Below are 19,294 nucleotides of genomic sequence, written 5' to 3' on the forward strand. Positions count from 1 at the left end.
TACCTGATACGCTGAGTACCGTGAACCAATCCACCGCGAACGACGCCGTCGCGTCGCCGGGCGTCGACGGGCGCACCGCGCGCTGGGCGAGCCACCGCGAGGAACGCCGCGCCGAGCTGGTCCGCGCCGCCCGCAGGGCCGTGCACCGGCTCGGCCCCGACGTGCCCATGGAAGACATCGCCGCGGCCGCCGGCACCTCGAAGTCCGTCTTCTACCGGTACTTCCGGGACAAGGCGGGGCTGCAGGCGGCCATGGGCTCCCTCGTCCTGGCCCAGATGCAGGAGCGCATCGCAGCCGCGGCCGCCGCCGCGCAGACGCCGTACGAGGGGCTGCGGGCCATGGTCGCCGCCTATCTCGGCATGGCCGCGCGCTCGCCCCACGTGTACGAGTTCGTCACGCGGGTCCCGGCGGACCCCGACCGCGCCTTCGGCAGCTTCTTCGACGCCGTCGGGTCCATGATCCAGGCCCCCATGGCCCGGTACCTCGGCCCCGCCGCCTCCGCGACGCTCGACTACTGGCCCCCGGCCGCGATCGGGCTCGTCCGCGCCGCCGGCGAGCGCTGGCTCACCGCCGCGCCGTCGGCCCACAAGCCCTCTCTCGACGACATGGCAGGCCTGATCACCGACTGGCTCTTCGCGGGGATCGCCGCCCAGGCGACCGGTCCCGTCGGAGGAGCCGCCGGCGCCGACCACGGGCCGCGCCCGGCCGCACCCCTTCCACCACAGGAGACACGATGACCCACCAGACCACTGGACCCTCCACCTCCGCCGAGGCGGACACCGACCTGGCAGACCTCGAGCAGTCGCCCCAGGTCGACGTCGCCGCGCTGGGAGAGCTGCTGCTGGGGACCTGGGCCGACGTGCGCAGGCAGGCCCGCGAGCTCGCCGCGCGTCCCGAGCTGCACAAGCTCGAGGGCCTGACCTACACGGAGCACCGCGAGCGCGTGCTCGGCCAGCTCAAGTACCTCGTGGACCACCGCGCCATCCAGCGGGCCTTCCCCAAGGAGCTCGGCGGCGAGGACAACCACGGCGGCAACATCGCCGGCTTCGAGGAGCTCGTCACCGCGGACCCGTCGCTCCAGATCAAGTCCGGCGTGCAGTGGGGCCTGTTCGGCGCGGCCGTCCTGCACCTCGGCACCGCGGAGCACCACGCGAAGTGGCTGCCGGACATCATGGACCTCACGGTGCCGGGCGCCTTCGCCATGACCGAGATCGGCCACGGCTCCGATGTGGCGAGCATCGGCACCACCGCCACCTACGACCCCGAGACTGGCGAGTTCGTCCTCAACACCCCATTCCGGGCGGCGTGGAAGGAGTACCTGGGCAACGCGGCCAAGGACGGCATCGCGGCCGTGGTGTTCGCCCAGCTCATCACCCGCGGCGTCAACCACGGCGTCCATGCCTTCTACGTCCCCATCCGCGACCCGCAGACCAAGGAGTGCCTGCCCGGCGTCTCGAGCGAGGACGACGGCATCAAGGGCGGGCTCAACGGCATCGACAACGGCCGGCTCGCCTTCGACCACGTGCGCATCCCGCGCACGAACCTGCTCAACCGCTACGGCGACGTGGCCGAGGACGGCACGTACAGCTCGCCCATCTCCACCCCGGGCCGGCGCTTCTTCACGATGCTCGGCACCCTCGTGCAGGGCCGCGTCTCGCTCGACGGCGCCGCCGTCGCCGCCTCCAAGGTGGGCCTCACCGCCGCGATCCGGTACGCGGCCGAGCGCCGCCAGTTCAATGCCTCCTCGGACACCGCCGAGGAGGTCCTGCTGGACTACCAGCGCCACCAGCGGCGCCTCTTCCCGCTGCTGGCCGCGACCTACGCGATGAGCTTCGCCCACGAGGAGCTCCTGGCGAAGTTCGACGGCGTGTTCTCCGGCGCGCAGGACACGGACGAGGACCGACAGGACCTCGAGACGCTCGCCGCGGCCCTCAAGCCCCTGTCCACGTGGCACGCGCTCACCACGCTCCAGGAGTGCCGCGAGGCGTGCGGCGGCGCAGGGTTCATGATCGAGAACCGCTTCGCGTCCCTGCGCGCCGACCTCGACATCTACGTGACCTTCGAGGGCGACAACAACGTGCTGCTGCAGCTCGTCGCCAAGCGGCTCCTGAACGACTACGCCAAGGAGTTCCGGACCATGAACGTCGGGGCGCTCGCGAAGTTCGCGCTCGGCCAGGCCCGCGGCGTCGCCCTCAAGACGGGCCTGGGCGCCGTGGCCCAGTTCGTGGCGGACTCCGGCCGCGCGCAGCGCTCCGCCCTCGCGCTGCGGGACCCCGACACGCAGCGGCTCCTGCTGGCCGAGCGGGTCCAGACCATGGTGGCGCAGGCGGCGCAGGCGCTCGCCGGAGCCACCAAGCTCCCCCAGGCAGAGGCTGCCGCCCGCTTCAACGCCCACCAGAACGAGCTCATCGAGGCCGCCCGGGCCCACGGCGAGCTGCTCCAGTGGGAGGCGTTCACCGAGGCCCTCGAGAAGATCGAGGACCCGGGCACCAAGCAGGTCCTCACGTGGCTGCGCGACCTGTTCGGCCTGACCCTCATCGAGGCCCACCTGGAGTGGTACCTCATGAACGGCCGGCTCTCCATGCAGCGCGGGCGCACCGTCGGCGAGTACATCAACCGCCTGCTCGCGAGGCTGCGTCCGCACGCCCTCGACCTCGTCGAGGCGTTCGGCTACACGCAGGACCACCTGCGGGCGACCGTCGCGAGCGGCATCGAGGCCCGGCGGCAGGAGGAGGCCGCGGCCTACTTCGCCGCGCTGCGTGCCTCCGGCGAGGCGCCCGTGAAGGAGAAGGACCTGAAGAAGTAGGTCCCTTCCCCCTCCCCGCGGCCGGGTCTAGCCTGAAGGCAGGACCCGGCCGCACCGGTGCCCGGGGCACATCAGGAGGAATCCATGGTCGAGGGATGGGGCCGCAGGGGCCCGTGGGACATGATGCCGGAGGGCATGCGCAGGTTCGGCTTCCCCGAACAGTTCAAGCGCTTCGTCGACGAATGGGAGACGGCGTGGCTGCGCACCGAGCAGTTCCGCGACGGCGATGACCTCGTGGTGCGCGCCGAGCTGCCGGGGGTCGACCCCGAGCGGGACGTCGAGGTGACGGTCCAGGACTCGACCCTCTCGATCAAGGCCGAGCGGCGCGAGGACACGGCCAACCGGACCAAGGGCGGCTACCGCAGTGAATTCCGCTATGGCTCGTATGCGCGCACCGTCGACCTCCCGCGCGGGGCGCGCGGCGAGGACGTGAAGGCGAGCTACCACGACGGCGTGCTCGAGGTGCGCGTGCCCGTCGCCCCGGAGGCCGGGCCCGGGCCCACCAAGGTCAACGTCAGCCGAGACTGAAACCGGGCTGGGTCCCGCCAGCAGGAACCACGACGGCGGCGGCGCCCCCCTCACGGGGTGCGCCGCCGCCGTCGTGCGCTCGCTTCTCGCCTCCAGCCTACGCGAGTACCGACCGGTAGACCTCGAGGGTGGTCTCGGCGATGCTCTCCCACGAGAAGTTCGCCTCGGCGCGGACGCGGCCTGCCTCGCCCATGGCGCGGGCCCTCGCCGGATCCGACACGACCTCGGTCAGGGCCGCCGCGAAGTCCGCCACGAACTTCTCCGCGTCCAGCGGCGTTCCCGTGCCGTCGCTGACCTGCTCGATCGGGACGAGCAGGCCGGTGGTGCCGTGGTCGACGACCTCGGGGATGCCGCCGGTGGCGGTGGCCACGACCGCCGCGCCGCACGCCATCGCCTCGAGGTTCACGATCCCGAGAGGCTCGTAGATGCTCGGGCACGCGAACGCCGTCGCGTGGCTGAGGACCTGGATGAGCTCGGCGCGCGGGAGCATCCGCTCGATGAGGACCACACCCTCGCGCTCGGCGCGCAGGCCGTCGATCAGGGCCGCCGTCTCGGCCGCCAGCTCCGGGGTGTCCGCGGCGCCGAGGCAGAGGACCAGCTGGACGTCCGCGGGGAGCTTCGACGCCGCACGGAGCAGGTACGGCACACCCTTCTGGCGGGTGTTGCGGCCCACGAACACCACCGAGGGCTTCGCCGCGTCGATCCCGAGCCCGGCCAGATGCTCCGTGCCCTCGTCGCGGCCCCACAGTGAGACGTCGATGCCGTTGTGGACCACCTTGACCTTGGCCGGGTCCACCTCCGGGTAGCAGCGCAGGATGTCGGCGCGCATCCCGTGGGAGACGGCGATGATGGCGTCGGCAGCCTCATAGGCCGTCTTCTCAACCCAGGACGAGAGGCGGTAGCCGCCGCCGAGCTGCTCGGCCTTCCACGGGCGCAGGGGCTCGAGGCTGTGGGCGGAGAGCACGTGCGGGATGCCGTGCATGAGCGAGGCGAGGTGCCCGGCCATGTTCGCGTACCACGTGTGCGAGTGGACGAGGTCGGCCCCCGCGACGTCGGGCACGATGCCGAGGTCGATCCCGAGGGTCTGGAGCGCGGCGTTGGCGTCCGAGAGGTACTCGGGGACCTGGTACGAGGTGACCGCAGCCCCGTTGACCTGGGCCTCGCGGGGGGCTCCGAAGGCGTGGACGTGCAGGTCCACCTCGCGGGCGAGGACCCTGCTGAGCTCGGCCACATGCACCCCGGCGCCGCCGTAGATCTCCGGGGGGAATTCCTTGGTCACAATGTCTATTCGCACGGTTTCAACGTAGTCGGTCATTGGAACCTGAACTAGTGTGAAGGGGACCGCGTTTCGCGACCGCGGAGGCCGGGAAAACTGGTCCTGAACGAGAGATGACGGGGGTTGCGCAGTGGCACCGAAGAAGGTATTGGCGATCGTCCTCGCAGGTGGGGAGGGCAAGCGGCTGATGCCCCTGACGGCTGACCGGGCCAAGCCCGCAGTGCCGTTCGCCGGGGGGTACCGGCTGATCGATTTCGCGATGTCCAATCTGGTGAATTCCGGCTACCTGCAGATTGTGGTGCTGACCCAGTACAAGTCGCACTCCTTGGACCGGCACATTTCGGAGACGTGGAGGCTCTCGCCCCAGCTGGGCAACTACGTGGCCTCCGTGCCGGCCCAGCAGCGCGTCGGGAAGAGCTGGTTCCTGGGCAGCGCCAACGCGATCTACCAGTCGCTGAACCTCATCCACGACGCCCAGCCCGAGATCGTGGTCGTGGTCGGCGCCGACCACGTGTACCGGATGGACTTCGAGCAGATGGTGGCCTCGCACGTGGCCTCCGGCGCCAAGGCGACCGTCGCCGCGGTCCGCCAGCCGCTGGACATGGCCAACCAGTTCGGCGTCATCGAGACGGATCCCTCCAAGCCATCCATGATCTCCGCGTTCGTCGAGAAGCCGGCAACGACGCCGGGGCTCCCCGATGACCCCGAGCAGTTCCTCGCCTCGATGGGCAACTACGTCTTCGACGCCGACGCCCTCGTCGAGGCGCTCAAGAGCGACGCCGAGCGGCTCGACACCAAGCACGACATGGGCGGGGACATCATCCCCTACTTCGTGGACCGCGGCGAGGCCGGCGTCTACGACTTCACCAAGAACGAGATCCCCGGCGCCACGGAACGCGACCGCACCTACTGGCGCGACGTCGGCACCCTCGACTCGTTCTACGACGCCCACATGGACCTGATCTCGCCGCTTCCGGTGTTCAACCTGTACAACGCGCGGTGGCCGATCTACACCCACCAGAGCGTCTCGCCGCCGGCGAAGTTCGTCCGCGGTGAGGGCGGCACGGTCGGCATCGCGCTCGACTCCATCGTCTCCAGCGGCGTGGTCATCACCGGCGGCATCGTCGAGGGGTCGGTGATCTCGCACGACGTGCGGGTCAACTCCGCCGCGCGGGTCCTCGACTCGGTCATCATGGACGGGGTCCAGGTCGGGGCCGGGGCCGTCGTCAACAGGGCGATCCTCGACAAGAACGTGGTCGTGCCCCCGGGCGCCACGATCGGGGTCGACGAGAAACTCGACCGGCGCCGCGGCTTCGAAGTCACCGCCTCGGGGATCACCGTCCTGGCCAAGGGCCAGGTCGTCCCCGAGCCCGACGCCGACGAACGCCGGCTCGCCGCTGCGTGGCTGGCGAAGATGCCGGCGGCCCTCGAGGACGTCGCCGCGGAGATGCCCGAGGTGGCCGAGAAGATCCAGGAGCGCCACGCCACCGCGGCGGCGCGTGCCGCCGCCGGTGACGGCACGGCCGACGGCGCGTCCTCGCCGTCGTCCGCGTCCCGCCGCTCCGCCGGCTGAACGGCCCGCACCGACTCACCCGCTGCACCGGTGCGGGGCCCGCGCTGACGGGCCCCGCGCCCGTGCGCGCGCCGGTAGAATGGGAAGCCATGAGCTCCCCTGACATGCATGCCGAACTGACCCCTGAGGAGATCCAGGCCGCCCTCAAGGTCCTCGGCACCATCCACACGTACGACGAGGAGCACCCCGACTACGTGGCGGTGCGGCGCGCCACCGGCAAGATGTTCAAGGCCCACCGCCGCTTCACCCGGGCCGCCAAGCGGGACGCGGTCGCAGAGGCGGACAAGGCCGTCATCGCACAGACGGCGACGGCCGCGCCGGACCGCATCGACGACGAGACCAAGGGCAACAAGCTCGCGTCCTCCGCCACGGGCGAGATCGCCGGGCACCTCCTCCGCTCGCGGCCGTGCTACATCTGCAAGCAGCACTACACGCAGGTGGACGCGTTCTACCACCAGCTCTGCCCCGAATGCGCCGCCATGAGCCACGCCAAGCGGGACGCGCGCACGGACCTCACCGGGCGGCGGGCACTGCTCACCGGCGGCCGCGCAAAGATCGGCATGTACATCGCGCTGCGGCTCCTCCGCGACGGCGCGCACACCACCATCACGACCCGCTTCCCGAAGGACGCCGCCCGGCGGTTCGCCGCGATGGAGGACTCCGCCGAGTGGCTCGACCGGCTCACCATCGTGGGCATCGACCTGCGCGACCCGTCCCAGGTCATCTCGCTCGCCGACGCGCTCGACGCCGAGGGGCCGCTCGACATCATCATCAACAACGCCGCGCAGACCGTGCGGCGCTCGGGGAACGCGTACAAGCCCCTCGTGGACGCCGAATCCGAGCCGCTGCCGGCGGCGCTGCTCCCGGCCAACGGTGGCCCCGAGCTGCTGACCTTCGGACACGCGCACGACAAGCACCCGCTCTCGATCGCCGGATCGATCTCCGAGCACCCGGTGCTGGCGGGCGACGCCGTGACCGCGCTCGCGCTCTCGACCGGTTCCGCGTCGCTCGAGCGGATCGAGGCCGGGACTGCCATCGACGCCGGCGGGCTCGTGCCCGATCTCGCCGCCGTGAACTCGTGGACGCAGGTCGTGGACCAGGTGGACCCGCTCGAGATGCTCGAGGTGCAGCTGTGCAACGTCACGGCGCCGTTCCTCCTGGTCTCCCGGCTACGCAACGCGATGCGGCGTTCGACGGCGCGGCGCAAGTACGTGGTCAACGTCTCCGCGATGGAGGGCCAGTTCGGGCGCAAGTACAAGGGCCCCGGGCACCCGCACACGAACATGGCCAAGGCGTCGCTGAACATGATGACGCGCACGAGCGCCGGGGAGATGTTCGAGACCGACCGGATCCTCATGACCGCCGTGGACACCGGCTGGATCACCGATGAGAGGCCGCACTACACCAAGGTCCGGCTCGCCGACGAGGGCTTCCACGCCCCGCTGGACCTCGTCGACGGGGCGGCGCGGGTGTACGACCCGATCGTCATGGGCGAGGCCGGGACCGACCTGTACGGGGTCTTCCTCAAGGACTACCGCCCCAGCCCCTGGTGACCCCCCTCGTTGACGAGTCACCTACGCACCGTTGAGGAGTCACCTCCGCACCGTTGAGGAGTCACCTCCGCACCGTTGAGGAGTCACCTCCGCACCGTTGAGGAGTCACTACGCCGCGCGGTCCCGCATCTGTCTCCTGAGTTCCGATCGAACGCGGGCGAAATCATCCCTCAGGTCTTCCGCGGTGACCACGATGACCGTCCATCCCGCCGCTCGGAAGGCGGCGTCGCGACGGGCATCACTCAGACGCTGCGCCTCGGAGCGGTGATGGCCGCCGTCGTACTGGATCGCGATCCGGAGGGCACGAAAGCCCATGTCGGCGCTGAAGGACTGGGGATCGTAATCATGCAGCCGGATCTGGAGCTCTGGCTCGGGAAAGTTGTACGCCAGCAGGCTGAGGCGCAGGAGCGACTCCGGTACGGAGTCGGCACCGACGCGCATGTCCCTGAGCGCCTCGCGGCACTTCCCGACGCCCTTCATGCGACGGTGTCCACGGAGCATCAGATCGAGCTGCCGCTTGGTCGCGTGGGGGCGGGTGCGCCGTTCGAACTCGGGGCGCGGCTCGCGGATAAGCTGGTCGCCGACCGCCACGAGCGCCGAGTGTCCGAGCAGGTGCCCGAGGTCGAGCCACGTCCGCGCAGGCGAGCTGAGGCGGAGGCCCTCCTCGTGCACCTGCACTTCGCCCGGAAGCACCCGCACGTGGTGCCCGACGACGCCGCTGCGGCGCACACGGGTTGCGGAGGATGACCGGCTGAGGTGGATGGTTTCCTGGGTTCTGGCGGTCTCCGGGAGCCACAGTCCGTGCAGCGATGCCGCGGTGGTGTGCGAGGCCCACGCGTCCGGCGCGAGGAGAAGGTGTGCCAGCACGCGTTCGCGCAGGCTCGGCACGGCTCCCCCGGAGAGGTAGAGCTCGCGGCTCAGGCGCCGCGTGTCTGCCCGCAGCACCTCCCTGAAGTCGACGCCTCGCGCCCTCGCTTCCCCGAGCGTGAAAGGGCGGTGAATCAACGCTTCGAGCGGGTCGGTGCTGTCCATGCGCCCATGCTGGCACGCATCCCGAACACGTGCTCCGAGTTATCCACAGGTGATCGCGCGGCCGCGTCGCCGTCGGCCGCGGGTTGCCTCCTCAACCCGACGGATGTGGCTCCTCAACGGAGCGCATGTGGCTCCTCAACGCTACGGAGGTGACTCCTCAACGCATGGGCGCCGGGATGAGCCGGGGTCAGGCGAGGCGGGTGATCTCCACGCCGACGTCGAGGTGGGAACCGCCGCCGCCCGAGAGGATCCCCTTCAGCGGCGGCACATCCCGGTAGTCGCGGCCGCGGGCCACGGTCACGTGGAAGTCACCGGCCGGCTTGTGGTTGGTGGGGTCCCACGACCGCCACTCCCCGTCCCACCACTCGAGCCACGCGTGGGACTGGCCGGCGACGACCTCCCCGATGTCCGCGCTCGAGCGCGGGTGGAGGTAGCCCGAGATGTACCGGGCGGGGATGCCCAGGCTCCGCAGCGACCCGATCGCGAGGTGCGCGAGGTCCTGGCAGACCCCCTCGCGCTGGTTCCAGGCCTGCTCTGCGTCCGTCGTCACGGCCGTGGAGCCGGGCCTGTAGCGCATCTCGCCGCGCAGCCAGTCGAACACGGCGTGGGCGGCGCGGTGCGGGTCGAGGCCCTCGACGACCCCCGGCAGCGTCCCGAGCACCTCGCTGCCCGGCCCGGACAGGCGCGACTGCGGCAGCCAGTCGCTGAACTGGTCCTCGAGCTCGGGGCTGCGGAGGCGGTCCCACGCGACGACGTCGCCCTCGGACGGGACCCGCTCGACCCGGTGCACCTCGACCGTGGTCGAGGAGACGACCTCGAGGAACTCGTGCGGGATCTGCATGTCGAAGGCCGTCACGCGGGTGCCCCAGTAGTCCTTGTACGAGCTCACGGCGGCCTGCGTGGGGGTGACGCGGACCTGCGACTCGAGCACTACCTGCTGGGGCTCGGTCAGCGGCGTCATGCGTGCCTCGTTGTACGAGAGGGTCACGCGCCGGTTGTACCGGTACGCGGTGTGGTGCAGGATCCTCAGCCGGGTCATGAAACCTCTCCCACCCAGGCCTGCTCGTCGGCCCTGTTGAAGTACTTGCGCGAGACCGCGTCGGATGTCTGGGCGACGGCCTTCTGGACGCGCTCCATGTGCTCGGGCAGCTCGTCCATGAGATGGTCCGTGCGGTGGAACTCGAGGAACGTGCGGGCCTGGCCCACGATCCGCCGGGCGTCGTTGATGAACCCGACCCGGGTGTCCGACGGGTCGAGCTTCGCGAGGGCGTCGTCGGCGTCGCGCAGCGCGTACACGATCGAGCGCGGGAACAGCCGGTCCATGAGGAGGAACTCGGCGGCATGGCGCTCGTCGAACGCCGTGCGGCGAGTGCGCAGAAACGACTCGTAGGCACCCGCGCAGCGGAGCATGTTGACCCAGGACATCCCGGCGGTGTGCACCTCGCGGGTCGAGAGCATGCGCGCCGTCATGTCCGCCCTCTCGAGCGAGCGCCCCAGCACGAGGAACAGCCAGCCCTCGTCGTGGCTCATCGTGGTGTCCGCGAGCCCGCGGACCATGGCGGTGCGCTCGAGCACCCAGTTGCAGAAGCGGTAGGTGCCCACCACGTCCTTGCGGTGCTGGCTCAGGCCGTAGTAGGTGGTGTTGAGGCACTCCCACAGGCTCGAGGAGACGGTCTCGCGGGCGCGGCGGGCGTTCTCGCGCGCCGCGGCGAGCGAGCCGGCGATGCTCGTGGCGTTCGTGCGGTCGAACGCGAGCGACTGGAGCAGGTCGGTCAGCCCGAACTCGTCCGCATCCGCCCTCGAGCCCATGACGCCGAGCAGCTCCTGGGCGACGCTGCGCTGGTCCGCGGCGGGCAGGTGGTTGAGCCTTTCGAGGTGCACGTCCAGAATGCGCGCGGTCCCGTCAGCCCGCTCGACATAGCGGCCGATCCAGAACAGGGATTCAGCGATGCGGCTGAGCACGTCGTCCTCCTCGAGGGGTCGTGGTGCGGGCGGGGATGGAGCGGGCGGGGCGGGACGTACGACGGCGCGTGGTCACTGCTGCTGCTGCTCGGCCTGGCGGTCGCGCCAGTTGCTCTCGACCGGCCACACGCTCGTGCGCTCCCGGATGCTGATGGAATGGCGCGGCTCGGCCTCGACGGGGACGTCCGGAGACTGGGCCAGCACCCACGTGTCCTTCGATCCCCCGCCCTGGCTCGAGTTGACGATGAGCGAGCCCTCCTTGAGGGCCACCCGGGTGAGGCCGCCGGGCAGGACCCACACGTCGTCGCCGTCGTTGAGGGCGAACGGGCGCAGGTCCACGTGGCGCGGGCCGAACCGGTCGCCGGAGAGCGTCGGGACGGTCGAGAGCTGGAGGACGGGCTGGGCGATCCATCCGCGGGGGTCCGCGAGGACCCGCTTGCGGAGGGTGTCCAGCTCCTCGCGCGTGGCGCTCGGGCCGATGACGAGGCCCTTGCCGCCCGAGCCGTCGACGGGCTTGACGACGAGCTCGTCCAGGCGGTCGAGCACCTCCTCTCGCGCGTCGTCCTCCTCGAGCCGGTACGTGTCCACGTTGGCCACGATCGGCTCCTCACCGAGGTAGTAGCGGATCAGGTCCGGCACGTAGGAGTACACGAGCTTGTCGTCCGCGACGCCGTTGCCCACGGCATTCGCGATGGTCACGCCGCCGGCGCGTGCCGCGTTGACCAGCCCGGGGCAGCCGAGCATGGAGTCCGAGCGGAACTGCAGCGGGTCGAGGAAGTCGTCGTCGATGCGCTTGTAGATGACGTCCACCCGCTGCTCGCCCGCGGTGGTGCGCATATACACGCGGTTCCCGCGGCAGATCAGGTCCCGACCCTCGACGAGCTCCACGCCCATGAGGCCGGCGAGCAGCGTGTGCTCGAAGTACGCCGAGTTGTACACGCCGGGGGTCAGGACCACCACGGTCGGCTCGTCGACGCCGGCGGGGGCGGTCTTGCGCAGGGTCGAGAGGAGCCGGCGGGGGTACTCCTCGACCGGGCGGATGGGCTGCTGGCTGAAGGCCTCGGGCAGGCCCTTGGCCATTGCACGGCGGTTCTCGAGCACGTAGCTCACACCCGAGGGGACGCGGACGTTGTCCTCGAGGACGCGGAAGGTGCCGCCGGCGTCCCGGACGATGTCGATGCCCGAGATGTGCACCCGGACTCCGCCGGCGGGCTCGAAGCCGTGCACCTGACGGTGGAAGTGCTTGCTCGTGGTGATCAGCCGGCGCGGGACGACGCCGTCCGCGACCACGGCCATCTTCGAGTAGACGTCGTTGAGGAAGGCCTCGAGCGCCCGGACCCGCTGGGCCACGCCCCGCTCGAGCACGTCCCAGTCGCCGGCGGAGATGATGCGCGGGACGAGGTCGAGCGGGAACGGCCGCTCCTCCCCCGCGTAGTCGAACGTGACCCCCTTGTCGAGGAAGGTGCGCGCCATCGAATCGGCCCGCGAGGTCACGTCGGTCAGGTCGAGCCCCGCGAGCGCCTGCGCGAGATGGCCGTAGCTGGGCCGCGCCGTCTGGCGGGAGGCGAACATCTCGTCGTACGCGCCAGTACGTTCGGCGGCGACGGAGTAGTCCTCGAAGAGATCCGACATAGGGGACAGCTTTTCACCAATCCGGCTCCGGCGCATATCGGGCCTACGGCAGCCGCGTGTCCGGCCGGCCGCGCTCGCTCCCGCGCCGCTTCGCGGCCGGCCGGGCATGGCTCGCAGCGTGGTTGAATGGGCCGTGTGCCAACTCACAACCTGAGCCGCGACGAGGCCGCCGGACGGGCGGCCCTGCTCGCCGTCGACTCGTACCACGTCACCCTCGACCTCCGGCATGCGGCCGATCCCGCAGCGGCGGCCTTCCCGACCACGAGCGTCATCGAGTTCCGCGCCCAGGCTGGTGCCGAGACGTTCGCCGACTTCCTCGGGGAGTCCGTCGACCGCCTGGTCCTCAACGGCCGCACCCTCGACCCGGCCGCCGCCTACGACGGCGCCCGGATCCGGCTCACCGACCTCGCCGGGCGCAACCGCCTGGAGGTCACGGGTCACGCGCGGTACTCGCGCAGCGGCGAGGGCCTCCACCGCTTCGTCGACCCGGCCGACGGCCAGACGTACCTGTACACCCAGTGCGAGCCCGCGGACGCGCGCCGGTACTTCGCCAACTTCGAGCAGCCCGACCTGAAGGCGCGGTTCGCGTTCACGGTGCTCGCGCCGTCGTCGTGGGTGGTCAGCGCGAACGGCGAGGCGACGGCGGAGGCCGTCCCGCTCGACGACGAGGCCACCACGGCGCGCTGGGACTTCGCCCCGACGCCGCCGATGCCCACCTACCTCGCGGCGGTGCTCGCCGGCCCGTACCACCGGGTGGCGGATGCCTGGACGGGGACGACGCGCGACGGCGGGACCCTCACCGTCCCGCTCGCCGCCTACTGCAGGGCGTCCCTCGCCGAGCACTTCGACGCCGCGCGCATCTTCGGCCTCACCAAGCGCGGGCTGGACTTCTACCACTCCGTCTTCTCCCCCGCCTATCCCTGGGGCAAGTACGAGCAGGCATTCGTGCCCGAGTACAACCTCGGCGCGATGGAGAACCCCGGCCTCGTGACCTTCACGGAGGCGTACGTGTTCACCTCGCGCGCCGCCGACTCGCAGTACGAGGGACGCGCGAACACGCTCCTGCACGAGATGGCCCACATGTGGTTCGGGGACCTCGTGACCATGCGCTGGTGGGACGACCTCTGGCTCAAGGAGTCCTTCGCCGAGTACATGGGCACCCTCGCCGTGGACCGCGCCACGGAGTTCACGACGTCCTGGGTGAACTTCGCCAACCGGCGCAAGGCCTGGGCCTACCTCCAGGACCAGCTGCCCACGACCCACCCCATCGTCGCGGACATCACCGACCTCGAGGCCGCGGAGCAGAACTTCGACGGGATCACCTACGCCAAGGGCGCCTCGGTGCTCAAGCAGCTCGTGGCTTATGTGGGCGAGGACGCGTTCCTGGCCGCCGCCCGCGAGTACTTCGCCCGGCAGGCCTATGGCAACACGACCCTCGGCGACCTCCTCGGCGCGCTCGAGCGGGCCTCGGGGCGCCCCCTGCAGGACTGGGCCGCGGCATGGCTGCAGACGGCCGGGCTGCCGGTCCTCGAGCCGATGGTCGAGCACGAGTCCGGGCACGACGGCGAGCGGCTCACCAGGGTGGCGGTCCGCCAGCGCGCCGTCGACCCCGTCACGGGAGCGCAGGTGCCGCGGCCCCACCGGCTCAAGGTCGGCCTCTACTCGCGCACGGCCTCGGGCGCGATCGAGCGCACGGCCAGCGTCGCGGTGGATGTGCGGGCCGACGCGCCGGGAGGCGTGACCGAGGTCCCGGAGCTTGAGGGCCTGCCGGTCCCCGACCTCCTCCTCGTCAATGACGAGGACCTGACGTACGCCAAGGTGCGCCTCGACGCCCGGTCCGAGGAGACCGTCCGGGACTCCCTCGGGGTCATCGCCGACCCCCTCGCGCGCGCTCTCGCCTGGACCGCACTGTGGCACGCGACGCGCGACGGGGAGACGCCCGCAGCGGACTACGTGCGCGCCGTCGAACGCTTCGGCGCGGCCGAGACCACGGTCGGCGTCCAGCTGACGGTGCTCGACAACGCCCGCACCGCGATCGAGCGGTACACGCACCCGGAGGGCCGCGGCGCCCTGCGCGAGGACTACCTCGCAGCGGTCGTCCGCGCGCTGCGGGGCGCCGAGCCGGGCTCCGACCAGCAGCTCGCGTGGGCCCGGGCCCTCGCGGCGGGCAGCAGGCACGGGGGCGGGCAGCACGCGCTGCTCCGGGGCCTCCTGGACGGCGCGGAGACCCTCCCCGGCCTCGCCGTGGACCAGGACCTGCGCTGGTCCCTGTGGCAGGCTCTCGCCGCCCAGGGCCGAGCGACCGCCGAGGAGCTGGACGCCGAGCTCGCCCGCGACTGCACCGCGAAGGGCCGTGTGGGGCACACGCTCGCCATGGCGGCACGGCCCGTGCCGGAGGTCAAGGAGGGTGCGTGGCGCGCGGCCGTGGACGGCGACGAGCTCTCCAACGACCTGCTCGGCGCCACGGTCGCCGGCTTCATGCTCGGCCCGGAGGAGCTGCGGCTGCCGTTCCTGGACCGCTACTTCTCGATGCTCACGCGGGTGTGGGAGGAGCGGTCGCAGGAGATCGCGACGCGCCTCGTCGACGGCCTCTTTCCTGCCGGCTCGTCCCTCGGGGCGGACCAGGATCCCGAGGACCACCCGGTGCTCGGACGCGCCGACGCGTGGCTCGGGGAGCACGCCGACGCCCCGGCTGCGCTGCGGCGCCTCGTGACCGAGTCCCGGGACCACCTGCACCGCGCCCTCGTGGCCCAGGCGCGCTCCCGGAAGGGCTAGCGCCGAGCCGGAAGGAGCAGCCGCCCGGGCGCACGACGGCGACCACTCGCCGTCGTCCGCCCGGCCCACCCCGCGCGGTGCCCGCCTACGGGATCCGCTGTTCGCCTAGGGGACGCGGTGCAGCCACGCGTGCGTGGCGAACTTGCGCTCCGCGAGGGCCCGCGCGTCCGCGAGCGAGTCCTCGGACAGGACGACGCGGCGGGCGCCGTAGCGGGCCTCGAAGGTGCCCATCATCGCCTCGAAGAGGTCCGCGCGGTCCATCCCGGTCTGCCGCTTGAGCGGGTCGACCCTCTTCTGCGCGCTCGCGATGCCCTTGTCCGAGATCTTCTCCCGCCCGATGCGCAGGACCTCGGTCATCTTGGCCGCGTCGATGTCGTAGCTCATGGTGACGTGGTGGAGCATCGCACCGTTGCCGAGCCGCTTCTGGGCGGCGCCGCCGATCTTGCCCGCCTCGGTGGCGATGTCGTTGAGCGGCTTGTAGAACGCCGAGACGCCGACCTTCGCGAGGGCCTCCATGACCCAGGCGTCCAGGAAGGGGTAGGACTCGGCGAAGGAGAGCCCGTCCACGAGCGAGGTCGGCAGGTAGAGGGAGTAGGTGACGCAGTTGCCGGCCTCCATGAACATGGCGCCGCCGCCGGAGATGCGCCGGACCACGGTCACGCCGTGCTTCTCGACCCCCTGGGGGTCCACCTCGTTGCGGTAGGACTGGAACGTCCCGATCACCACGGACCGCTCGTCCCAGTCCCACAGGCGCAGGGTCGGGTTGCGCCGGCCCTCCCCCACCTCGCGGGTCAGGACCTCGTCCAGGGCCACGTTCTCCGTGATGGTGAGGGTGCTCGGCGGGATGACTTCCCAGTCGTGGTCCGCCCAGGTGGTCGCGTGGCCGAGTGCACGGCGGACCGCGACGGCGACGGAATCGGGATCGAACCCGAACATCACGGCCGAGGGGCCCACGGCCTCCGCCACGGCGTCGCTGATGGCCGTGTTCGGGGCGTGCGTGGACAGGCCGACGAGGGCCTCGTTGATGTCCGAGAGGGCCTCATCCGGCTCGAGGAAGAAGTCCCCGTTGACGCTCGCCCACGTGATGACGCCGTCGTCCGCCGCGAGGTCCGCAACCACGAGCTTGCCGCCCGGGACCTTGAATTCACCGTGATACTCAGCCACGGCTCCAGCCTAGACCTGTTCCGCAGACGCGAATTCCGGAGACGACGAAGGCGCCGTCCCGGGGGACGGCGCCTTCGCGTGGCAGGGGCCTGCGACCGGTGAATCAGTCGCGTCAGGCCTTCTTGCCGAAGTTCTTGAAGCGAGCGTTGAAGCGCTCGACACGGCCGGCCGAGTCCATGATGCGCTGCTTGCCCGTGTAGAACGGGTGCGACTCGGAGGAGACCTCGACGTCGATGACGGGGTAGGTGTTGCCGTCCTCCCACTCGGTCGTCTTGTCCGAGGAGACCGTGGAGCGCGTGAGGAACTTCTTGCCGGAGGCGAGGTCGTTGAAGACGACGTACTCGTACGACGGGTGGATATCAGACTTCACAATAGGCCCTTTGCTAACGCCCCTGGATTTTGCCAGAGGCCAGGTGTGAACGCCCTCCCGGTTGGAGGGCCAGCAGTCAATGCTACCAGCTCAGCGGGGCCGCAGCTCCCAGAAGGCGACCGCGCTCGCGGCCGCGACGTTGAGCGAGTCGACGCCCGGGCGCATGGGGATCTTCACGGCGAGGTCGGCGGCGCCGAGCGTCTCCGGGGCGATGCCCGCGCCCTCGGTGCCGAGCACGAGCGCGAGCCGGTCGACGCGCCGGGCGGCGAGCTCGTCGAGGTCCACCGCGTCGTCGGCGAGCTCGAGGGCGGCGACCGTGAAGCCGAGCCGCTTGAGCTCCCCGATCCCGCCGGGCCAGGAGTCCAGGCGGGCCCACGGCACCTGGAAGACGGTGCCCATGCTCACCCGGATGCTGCGGCGGTAGAGGGGGTCGCCGCAGCGCGGGCTGACGAGGACGGCGTCGACGCCGAGCGCCGCGGCGGAGCGGAAGATCGCCCCGACGTTGGTGTGGTCCACGATGTCCTCGAGCACGGCGACCCGGTGGGCGCCGGCCAGGAGCTCGGCGACCGGCACGGGGGCCGGCCGGTGCATCGCGGCCATCGCGCCGCGGTGCAGGTGGAAGCCGGTGATCTCCTCGAGCAGCTCGGGCGCCCCCACGAAGGCCGGCACGTCCGGGTGCGCCGCGAGCACGTCCGCGAGCCCGTCGAGCCACTTCTCGGCGAGAAAGAACGAGCGCGGCCGGTGACCGGCGGCGAGGGCACGGCGCAGCACCCGCGAGGACTCGGCGATGTAGAGGCCCTCGGCCGGCTCGCGCAGCAGGCGCAGCCGGACGTCAGTCAGGCTCGTGTAGTCGGCGATGCGCGGATCGTCCGCCGAGGCGAGCCGGACAATCTGCCGCCCCTCCGGTGCCGGCGTCTCAGGCATTGACGAGCTTGGCAAGCAGGTTCACGAGAGCGATGACGCCGAGGATCACGATCACCGTCCGCAGGACCGCGGGCTTCAGGCGCCGGCCGATGCCCGCGCCGAGGAACCCGCCGAGCGTCGACCCGACCGCGATCAGCAGGACCACGATCCAGTTGATGCGGTCGAACGCGAACAGCAGGTAGGCCACGGCGGCGACGAGGTTCACCACGAGGCTCAGGACGACCTTGATCGCATTGGACTGCTGGAGGGTGCCGTGGAAGAAGATGCCCAGCACGCCCATGAGCAGCACGCCCTGGGCCGCCGTGAAGTAGCCCCCGTAGACGCCGATGAGGAACACCAGCAGGTAGAGGATGAACGGGACCTTCTGCAGGTCCGCCTGCTCAGGGGTGATGTGCTCGAGCGCCTGGCGCGACTTGGCCCACGCCGACAGCCGCGGCTGGAAGATGACGAGCAGGATCGCGACGACGATCAGCACCGGGGCGACGAACCCGAACACGCTCTCGGGCAGGTGCAGGAGCAGGAACGCGCCGAGCAGGCCGCCCACGAGCGAGACCGGCAGGAGCTTGAGGAGGGTGCGCTTGGCGCTCACGGCCTCCCGCCGGTACCCGTAGGCACCTGAGAAGCCCCCGGCTACCAGGCCCATCGCGTTCGAGATGATCGAGTTGACGGGGCTGTAGCCGAGGGCCACGAGGACCGGGAACGTCACGAGCGAGCCGGAGCCGACGATCGTGTTGATCGTGCCGGCCCACAGGCCCGCGAGGAAGATGAGGACGTCGCCCCAGAACCCCATCACGCGCCCGGCGCGGCGGCGGTGCCGTCGGACATCAGGCCCTCGGTGGCCGCGGCGTCCTTGGCCGTCGCCGTGTAGCGGCCGTCCGCGGCGCGCACGTCCAGCGGCAGCCCGAAGGTCGCGCTGAGGTTCTCCTCGGTGAGCGTCGAGGCGATCGGGCCGGCGGCCACCACCGCGCCGTCGCGCAGCAGGAGCGCGTGGGTGAAGCCCGGCGGCACCTCCTCGAGGTGGTGCGTGACGAGGACGACGACGGGCGCGGCGTCGTCCTGCGCGAGGTCCGAGAGCTTGTACACGAGCTCCTCGCGGCCGCCGAGGTCGAGGCCCGCTCCGGGCTCGTCGAGCAGCAGCAGCTCGGGGTCCGTCATCAGGGCGCGGGCGATCTGCACGCGCTTGCGCTCGCCCTCCGACAGCGAGGCGAAGACCCGCCCGAGCAGCGGGCCCATGCCCCACTCGTTGAGGAGGCGGAAGGCGCGGCGCTCGTCGTCCTTCTCGTACCGCTCGAGCCACCGCCCGGTGACGCCGTACGCGGCGGTCACCACGACGTTGAGGACCTTCTCGCCCTCGGGGATCTGGTTGGCCAGGGCGGCGGAGGACAGGCCGATGCGCGGGCGCAGCTCGAAGACGTCGACCTTGCCCATCGTCTCGTCGAGGATGTCGACGCGGCCGCTCGTCGGGTGCAGGCGCGCTGCGGCCAGCGAGAGGAGAGTGGTCTTGCCGGCGCCGTTCGGGCCCAGGACGACCCAGCGCTCCCCCTCGTTCACCTGCCAGTCGATGCCGTCCAGCAGCTTCTTCGTCCCGCGGACGACGCTGACCCCAGACAGCTGGAGAACATTGCTCATGGCCTCTGACACTAGTCCAGATACTTCGCCGTCGGCGAACTGCCCCCACGCGGCCCGGGCTGCGGCGCCG

At 71.1% G+C, this 19,294-nt stretch carries 16 protein-coding genes; 6 read left to right on the forward strand and 10 right to left on the reverse strand.

Annotation, left to right across the window (positions count from 1 at the left end; translation table 11 throughout):
- The first annotated feature begins 20 nt into the window (after positions 1-20).
- The 3 genes from J2W21_RS07895 to J2W21_RS07905 all read left to right on the forward strand — a co-directional run bounded on the left by J2W21_RS07895 (position 21) and on the right by J2W21_RS07905 (position 3,334).
- Positions 21-737: a TetR/AcrR family transcriptional regulator gene (locus tag J2W21_RS07895; RefSeq protein WP_307113925.1), complete on the forward strand. Its 717-nt coding sequence runs from the start codon at positions 21-23 to the stop codon at positions 735-737.
- On the forward strand, positions 734-2,806 hold the full coding sequence (locus tag J2W21_RS07900; RefSeq protein ID WP_307113926.1) for an acyl-CoA dehydrogenase family protein: 2,073 nt from the start codon (positions 734-736) through the stop codon (positions 2,804-2,806). Before J2W21_RS07895 ends, J2W21_RS07900 begins: the two co-directional genes overlap by 4 nt.
- A gap of 84 nt (positions 2,807-2,890) precedes the next feature.
- Positions 2,891-3,334 carry an Hsp20/alpha crystallin family protein gene (locus tag J2W21_RS07905; protein WP_307113927.1) on the forward strand — a complete coding sequence of 148 codons (444 nt, stop codon included), beginning with the start codon at positions 2,891-2,893 and terminating at the stop codon, positions 3,332-3,334.
- Positions 3,335-3,431: 97 nt separating this feature from the next.
- On the opposite strand, the gene glgA is transcribed toward J2W21_RS07905, so the two are convergent.
- Positions 3,432-4,628, reverse strand: a complete 1,197-nt coding sequence (gene glgA / locus J2W21_RS07910; protein WP_307113928.1) for a glycogen synthase — start codon at positions 4,626-4,628, stop codon at positions 3,432-3,434.
- Between the two features lie 169 nt (positions 4,629-4,797).
- On the opposite strand from glgA, the gene J2W21_RS07915 reads away from it, so the two are divergent.
- Positions 4,798-6,183: a glucose-1-phosphate adenylyltransferase gene (locus J2W21_RS07915; RefSeq protein ID WP_373423088.1), complete on the forward strand. Its 1,386-nt coding sequence runs from the start codon at positions 4,798-4,800 to the stop codon at positions 6,181-6,183.
- An 89-nt stretch (positions 6,184-6,272) separates the two neighbouring features.
- Complete coding sequence (locus tag J2W21_RS07920) at positions 6,273-7,736, forward strand: SDR family NAD(P)-dependent oxidoreductase (protein WP_307113930.1); 1,464 nt, start codon at positions 6,273-6,275, stop codon at positions 7,734-7,736.
- A gap of 108 nt (positions 7,737-7,844) precedes the next feature.
- Here the strand turns inward: J2W21_RS07920 and J2W21_RS07925 are convergent, their stop codons facing one another.
- The 4 genes from J2W21_RS07925 to J2W21_RS07940 form a co-directional block, all read right to left on the reverse strand.
- Positions 7,845-8,768 (reverse strand): DUF559 domain-containing protein, encoded by a 924-nt coding sequence (locus J2W21_RS07925; RefSeq protein WP_307113931.1) that lies wholly within the window; start codon positions 8,766-8,768, stop codon positions 7,845-7,847.
- A gap of 187 nt (positions 8,769-8,955) precedes the next feature.
- Entirely contained in the window at positions 8,956-9,807 is an 852-nt protein-coding gene (locus J2W21_RS07930; RefSeq protein WP_307113932.1) for a transglutaminase family protein, read from the reverse strand.
- Positions 9,804-10,730 (reverse strand): alpha-E domain-containing protein, encoded by a 927-nt coding sequence (locus J2W21_RS07935; protein WP_307113933.1) that lies wholly within the window; start codon positions 10,728-10,730, stop codon positions 9,804-9,806. The genes J2W21_RS07930 and J2W21_RS07935 overlap by 4 nt, the downstream gene beginning before the upstream one ends.
- Positions 10,731-10,802: 72 nt before the next feature.
- The gene (locus J2W21_RS07940; RefSeq protein ID WP_307113934.1) at positions 10,803-12,362 is read right to left on the reverse strand and encodes a circularly permuted type 2 ATP-grasp protein; all 1,560 of its coding nucleotides are present in this window, start codon (positions 12,360-12,362) and stop codon (positions 10,803-10,805) included.
- 135 nt (positions 12,363-12,497) lie between these two features.
- Here J2W21_RS07940 and pepN point away from each other — a divergent pair, with 135 nt between their 5' ends.
- A complete protein-coding gene (pepN, locus tag J2W21_RS07945) occupies positions 12,498-15,137 on the forward strand; it encodes an aminopeptidase N (protein ID WP_307113935.1) in 2,640 nt (879 codons plus the stop codon).
- Between the two features lie 105 nt (positions 15,138-15,242).
- Here the strand turns inward: pepN and J2W21_RS07950 are convergent, their stop codons facing one another.
- From J2W21_RS07950 to J2W21_RS07970, 5 genes are all read right to left on the reverse strand, one after another.
- A complete protein-coding gene (locus tag J2W21_RS07950) occupies positions 15,243-16,301 on the reverse strand; it encodes a lipoate--protein ligase family protein (protein ID WP_307113936.1) in 1,059 nt (352 codons plus the stop codon).
- A gap of 112 nt (positions 16,302-16,413) precedes the next feature.
- A complete protein-coding gene (locus tag J2W21_RS07955) occupies positions 16,414-16,671 on the reverse strand; it encodes a type B 50S ribosomal protein L31 (RefSeq protein ID WP_307113937.1) in 258 nt (85 codons plus the stop codon).
- 90 nt (positions 16,672-16,761) lie between these two features.
- The gene (locus J2W21_RS07960) at positions 16,762-17,595 is read right to left on the reverse strand and encodes a TrmH family RNA methyltransferase (RefSeq protein WP_307113938.1); all 834 of its coding nucleotides are present in this window, start codon (positions 17,593-17,595) and stop codon (positions 16,762-16,764) included.
- On the reverse strand, positions 17,588-18,385 hold the full coding sequence (locus J2W21_RS07965; protein ID WP_307113989.1) for a sulfite exporter TauE/SafE family protein: 798 nt from the start codon (positions 18,383-18,385) through the stop codon (positions 17,588-17,590). The genes J2W21_RS07960 and J2W21_RS07965 overlap by 8 nt, the downstream gene beginning before the upstream one ends.
- Complete coding sequence (locus J2W21_RS07970; protein ID WP_307113939.1) at positions 18,385-19,224, reverse strand: ABC transporter ATP-binding protein; 840 nt, start codon at positions 19,222-19,224, stop codon at positions 18,385-18,387. Before J2W21_RS07970 ends, J2W21_RS07965 begins: the two co-directional genes overlap by 1 nt.
- Positions 19,225-19,294: the final 70 nt, after the last annotated feature.

Source organism: Sinomonas atrocyanea, assembly GCF_030811715.1.
Lineage (GTDB): Bacteria > Actinomycetota > Actinomycetes > Actinomycetales > Micrococcaceae > Sinomonas > Sinomonas atrocyanea_A.

Coding starts and splice junctions, on each gene's coding strand:
- J2W21_RS07970 (WP_307113939.1), bottom strand. CDS start 19,224: ATGAGCAATGTTCTCCAGCTGTCTGGGGTCAGCGTCGTCCGCGGGACG.
- J2W21_RS07940 (WP_307113934.1), bottom strand. CDS start 12,362: ATGTCGGATCTCTTCGAGGACTACTCCGTCGCCGCCGAACGTACTGGC.
- J2W21_RS07965 (WP_307113989.1), bottom strand. CDS start 18,385: ATGGGGTTCTGGGGCGACGTCCTCATCTTCCTCGCGGGCCTGTGGGCC.
- J2W21_RS07930 (WP_307113932.1), bottom strand. CDS start 9,807: ATGACCCGGCTGAGGATCCTGCACCACACCGCGTACCGGTACAACCGG.
- J2W21_RS07900 (WP_307113926.1), top strand. CDS start 734: ATGACCCACCAGACCACTGGACCCTCCACCTCCGCCGAGGCGGACACC.
- J2W21_RS07915 (WP_373423088.1), top strand. CDS start 4,798: ATGCCCCTGACGGCTGACCGGGCCAAGCCCGCAGTGCCGTTCGCCGGG.
- J2W21_RS07905 (WP_307113927.1), top strand. CDS start 2,891: ATGGTCGAGGGATGGGGCCGCAGGGGCCCGTGGGACATGATGCCGGAG.
- J2W21_RS07920 (WP_307113930.1), top strand. CDS start 6,273: ATGAGCTCCCCTGACATGCATGCCGAACTGACCCCTGAGGAGATCCAG.
- J2W21_RS07960 (WP_307113938.1), bottom strand. CDS start 17,595: ATGCCTGAGACGCCGGCACCGGAGGGGCGGCAGATTGTCCGGCTCGCC.
- J2W21_RS07925 (WP_307113931.1), bottom strand. CDS start 8,768: ATGGACAGCACCGACCCGCTCGAAGCGTTGATTCACCGCCCTTTCACG.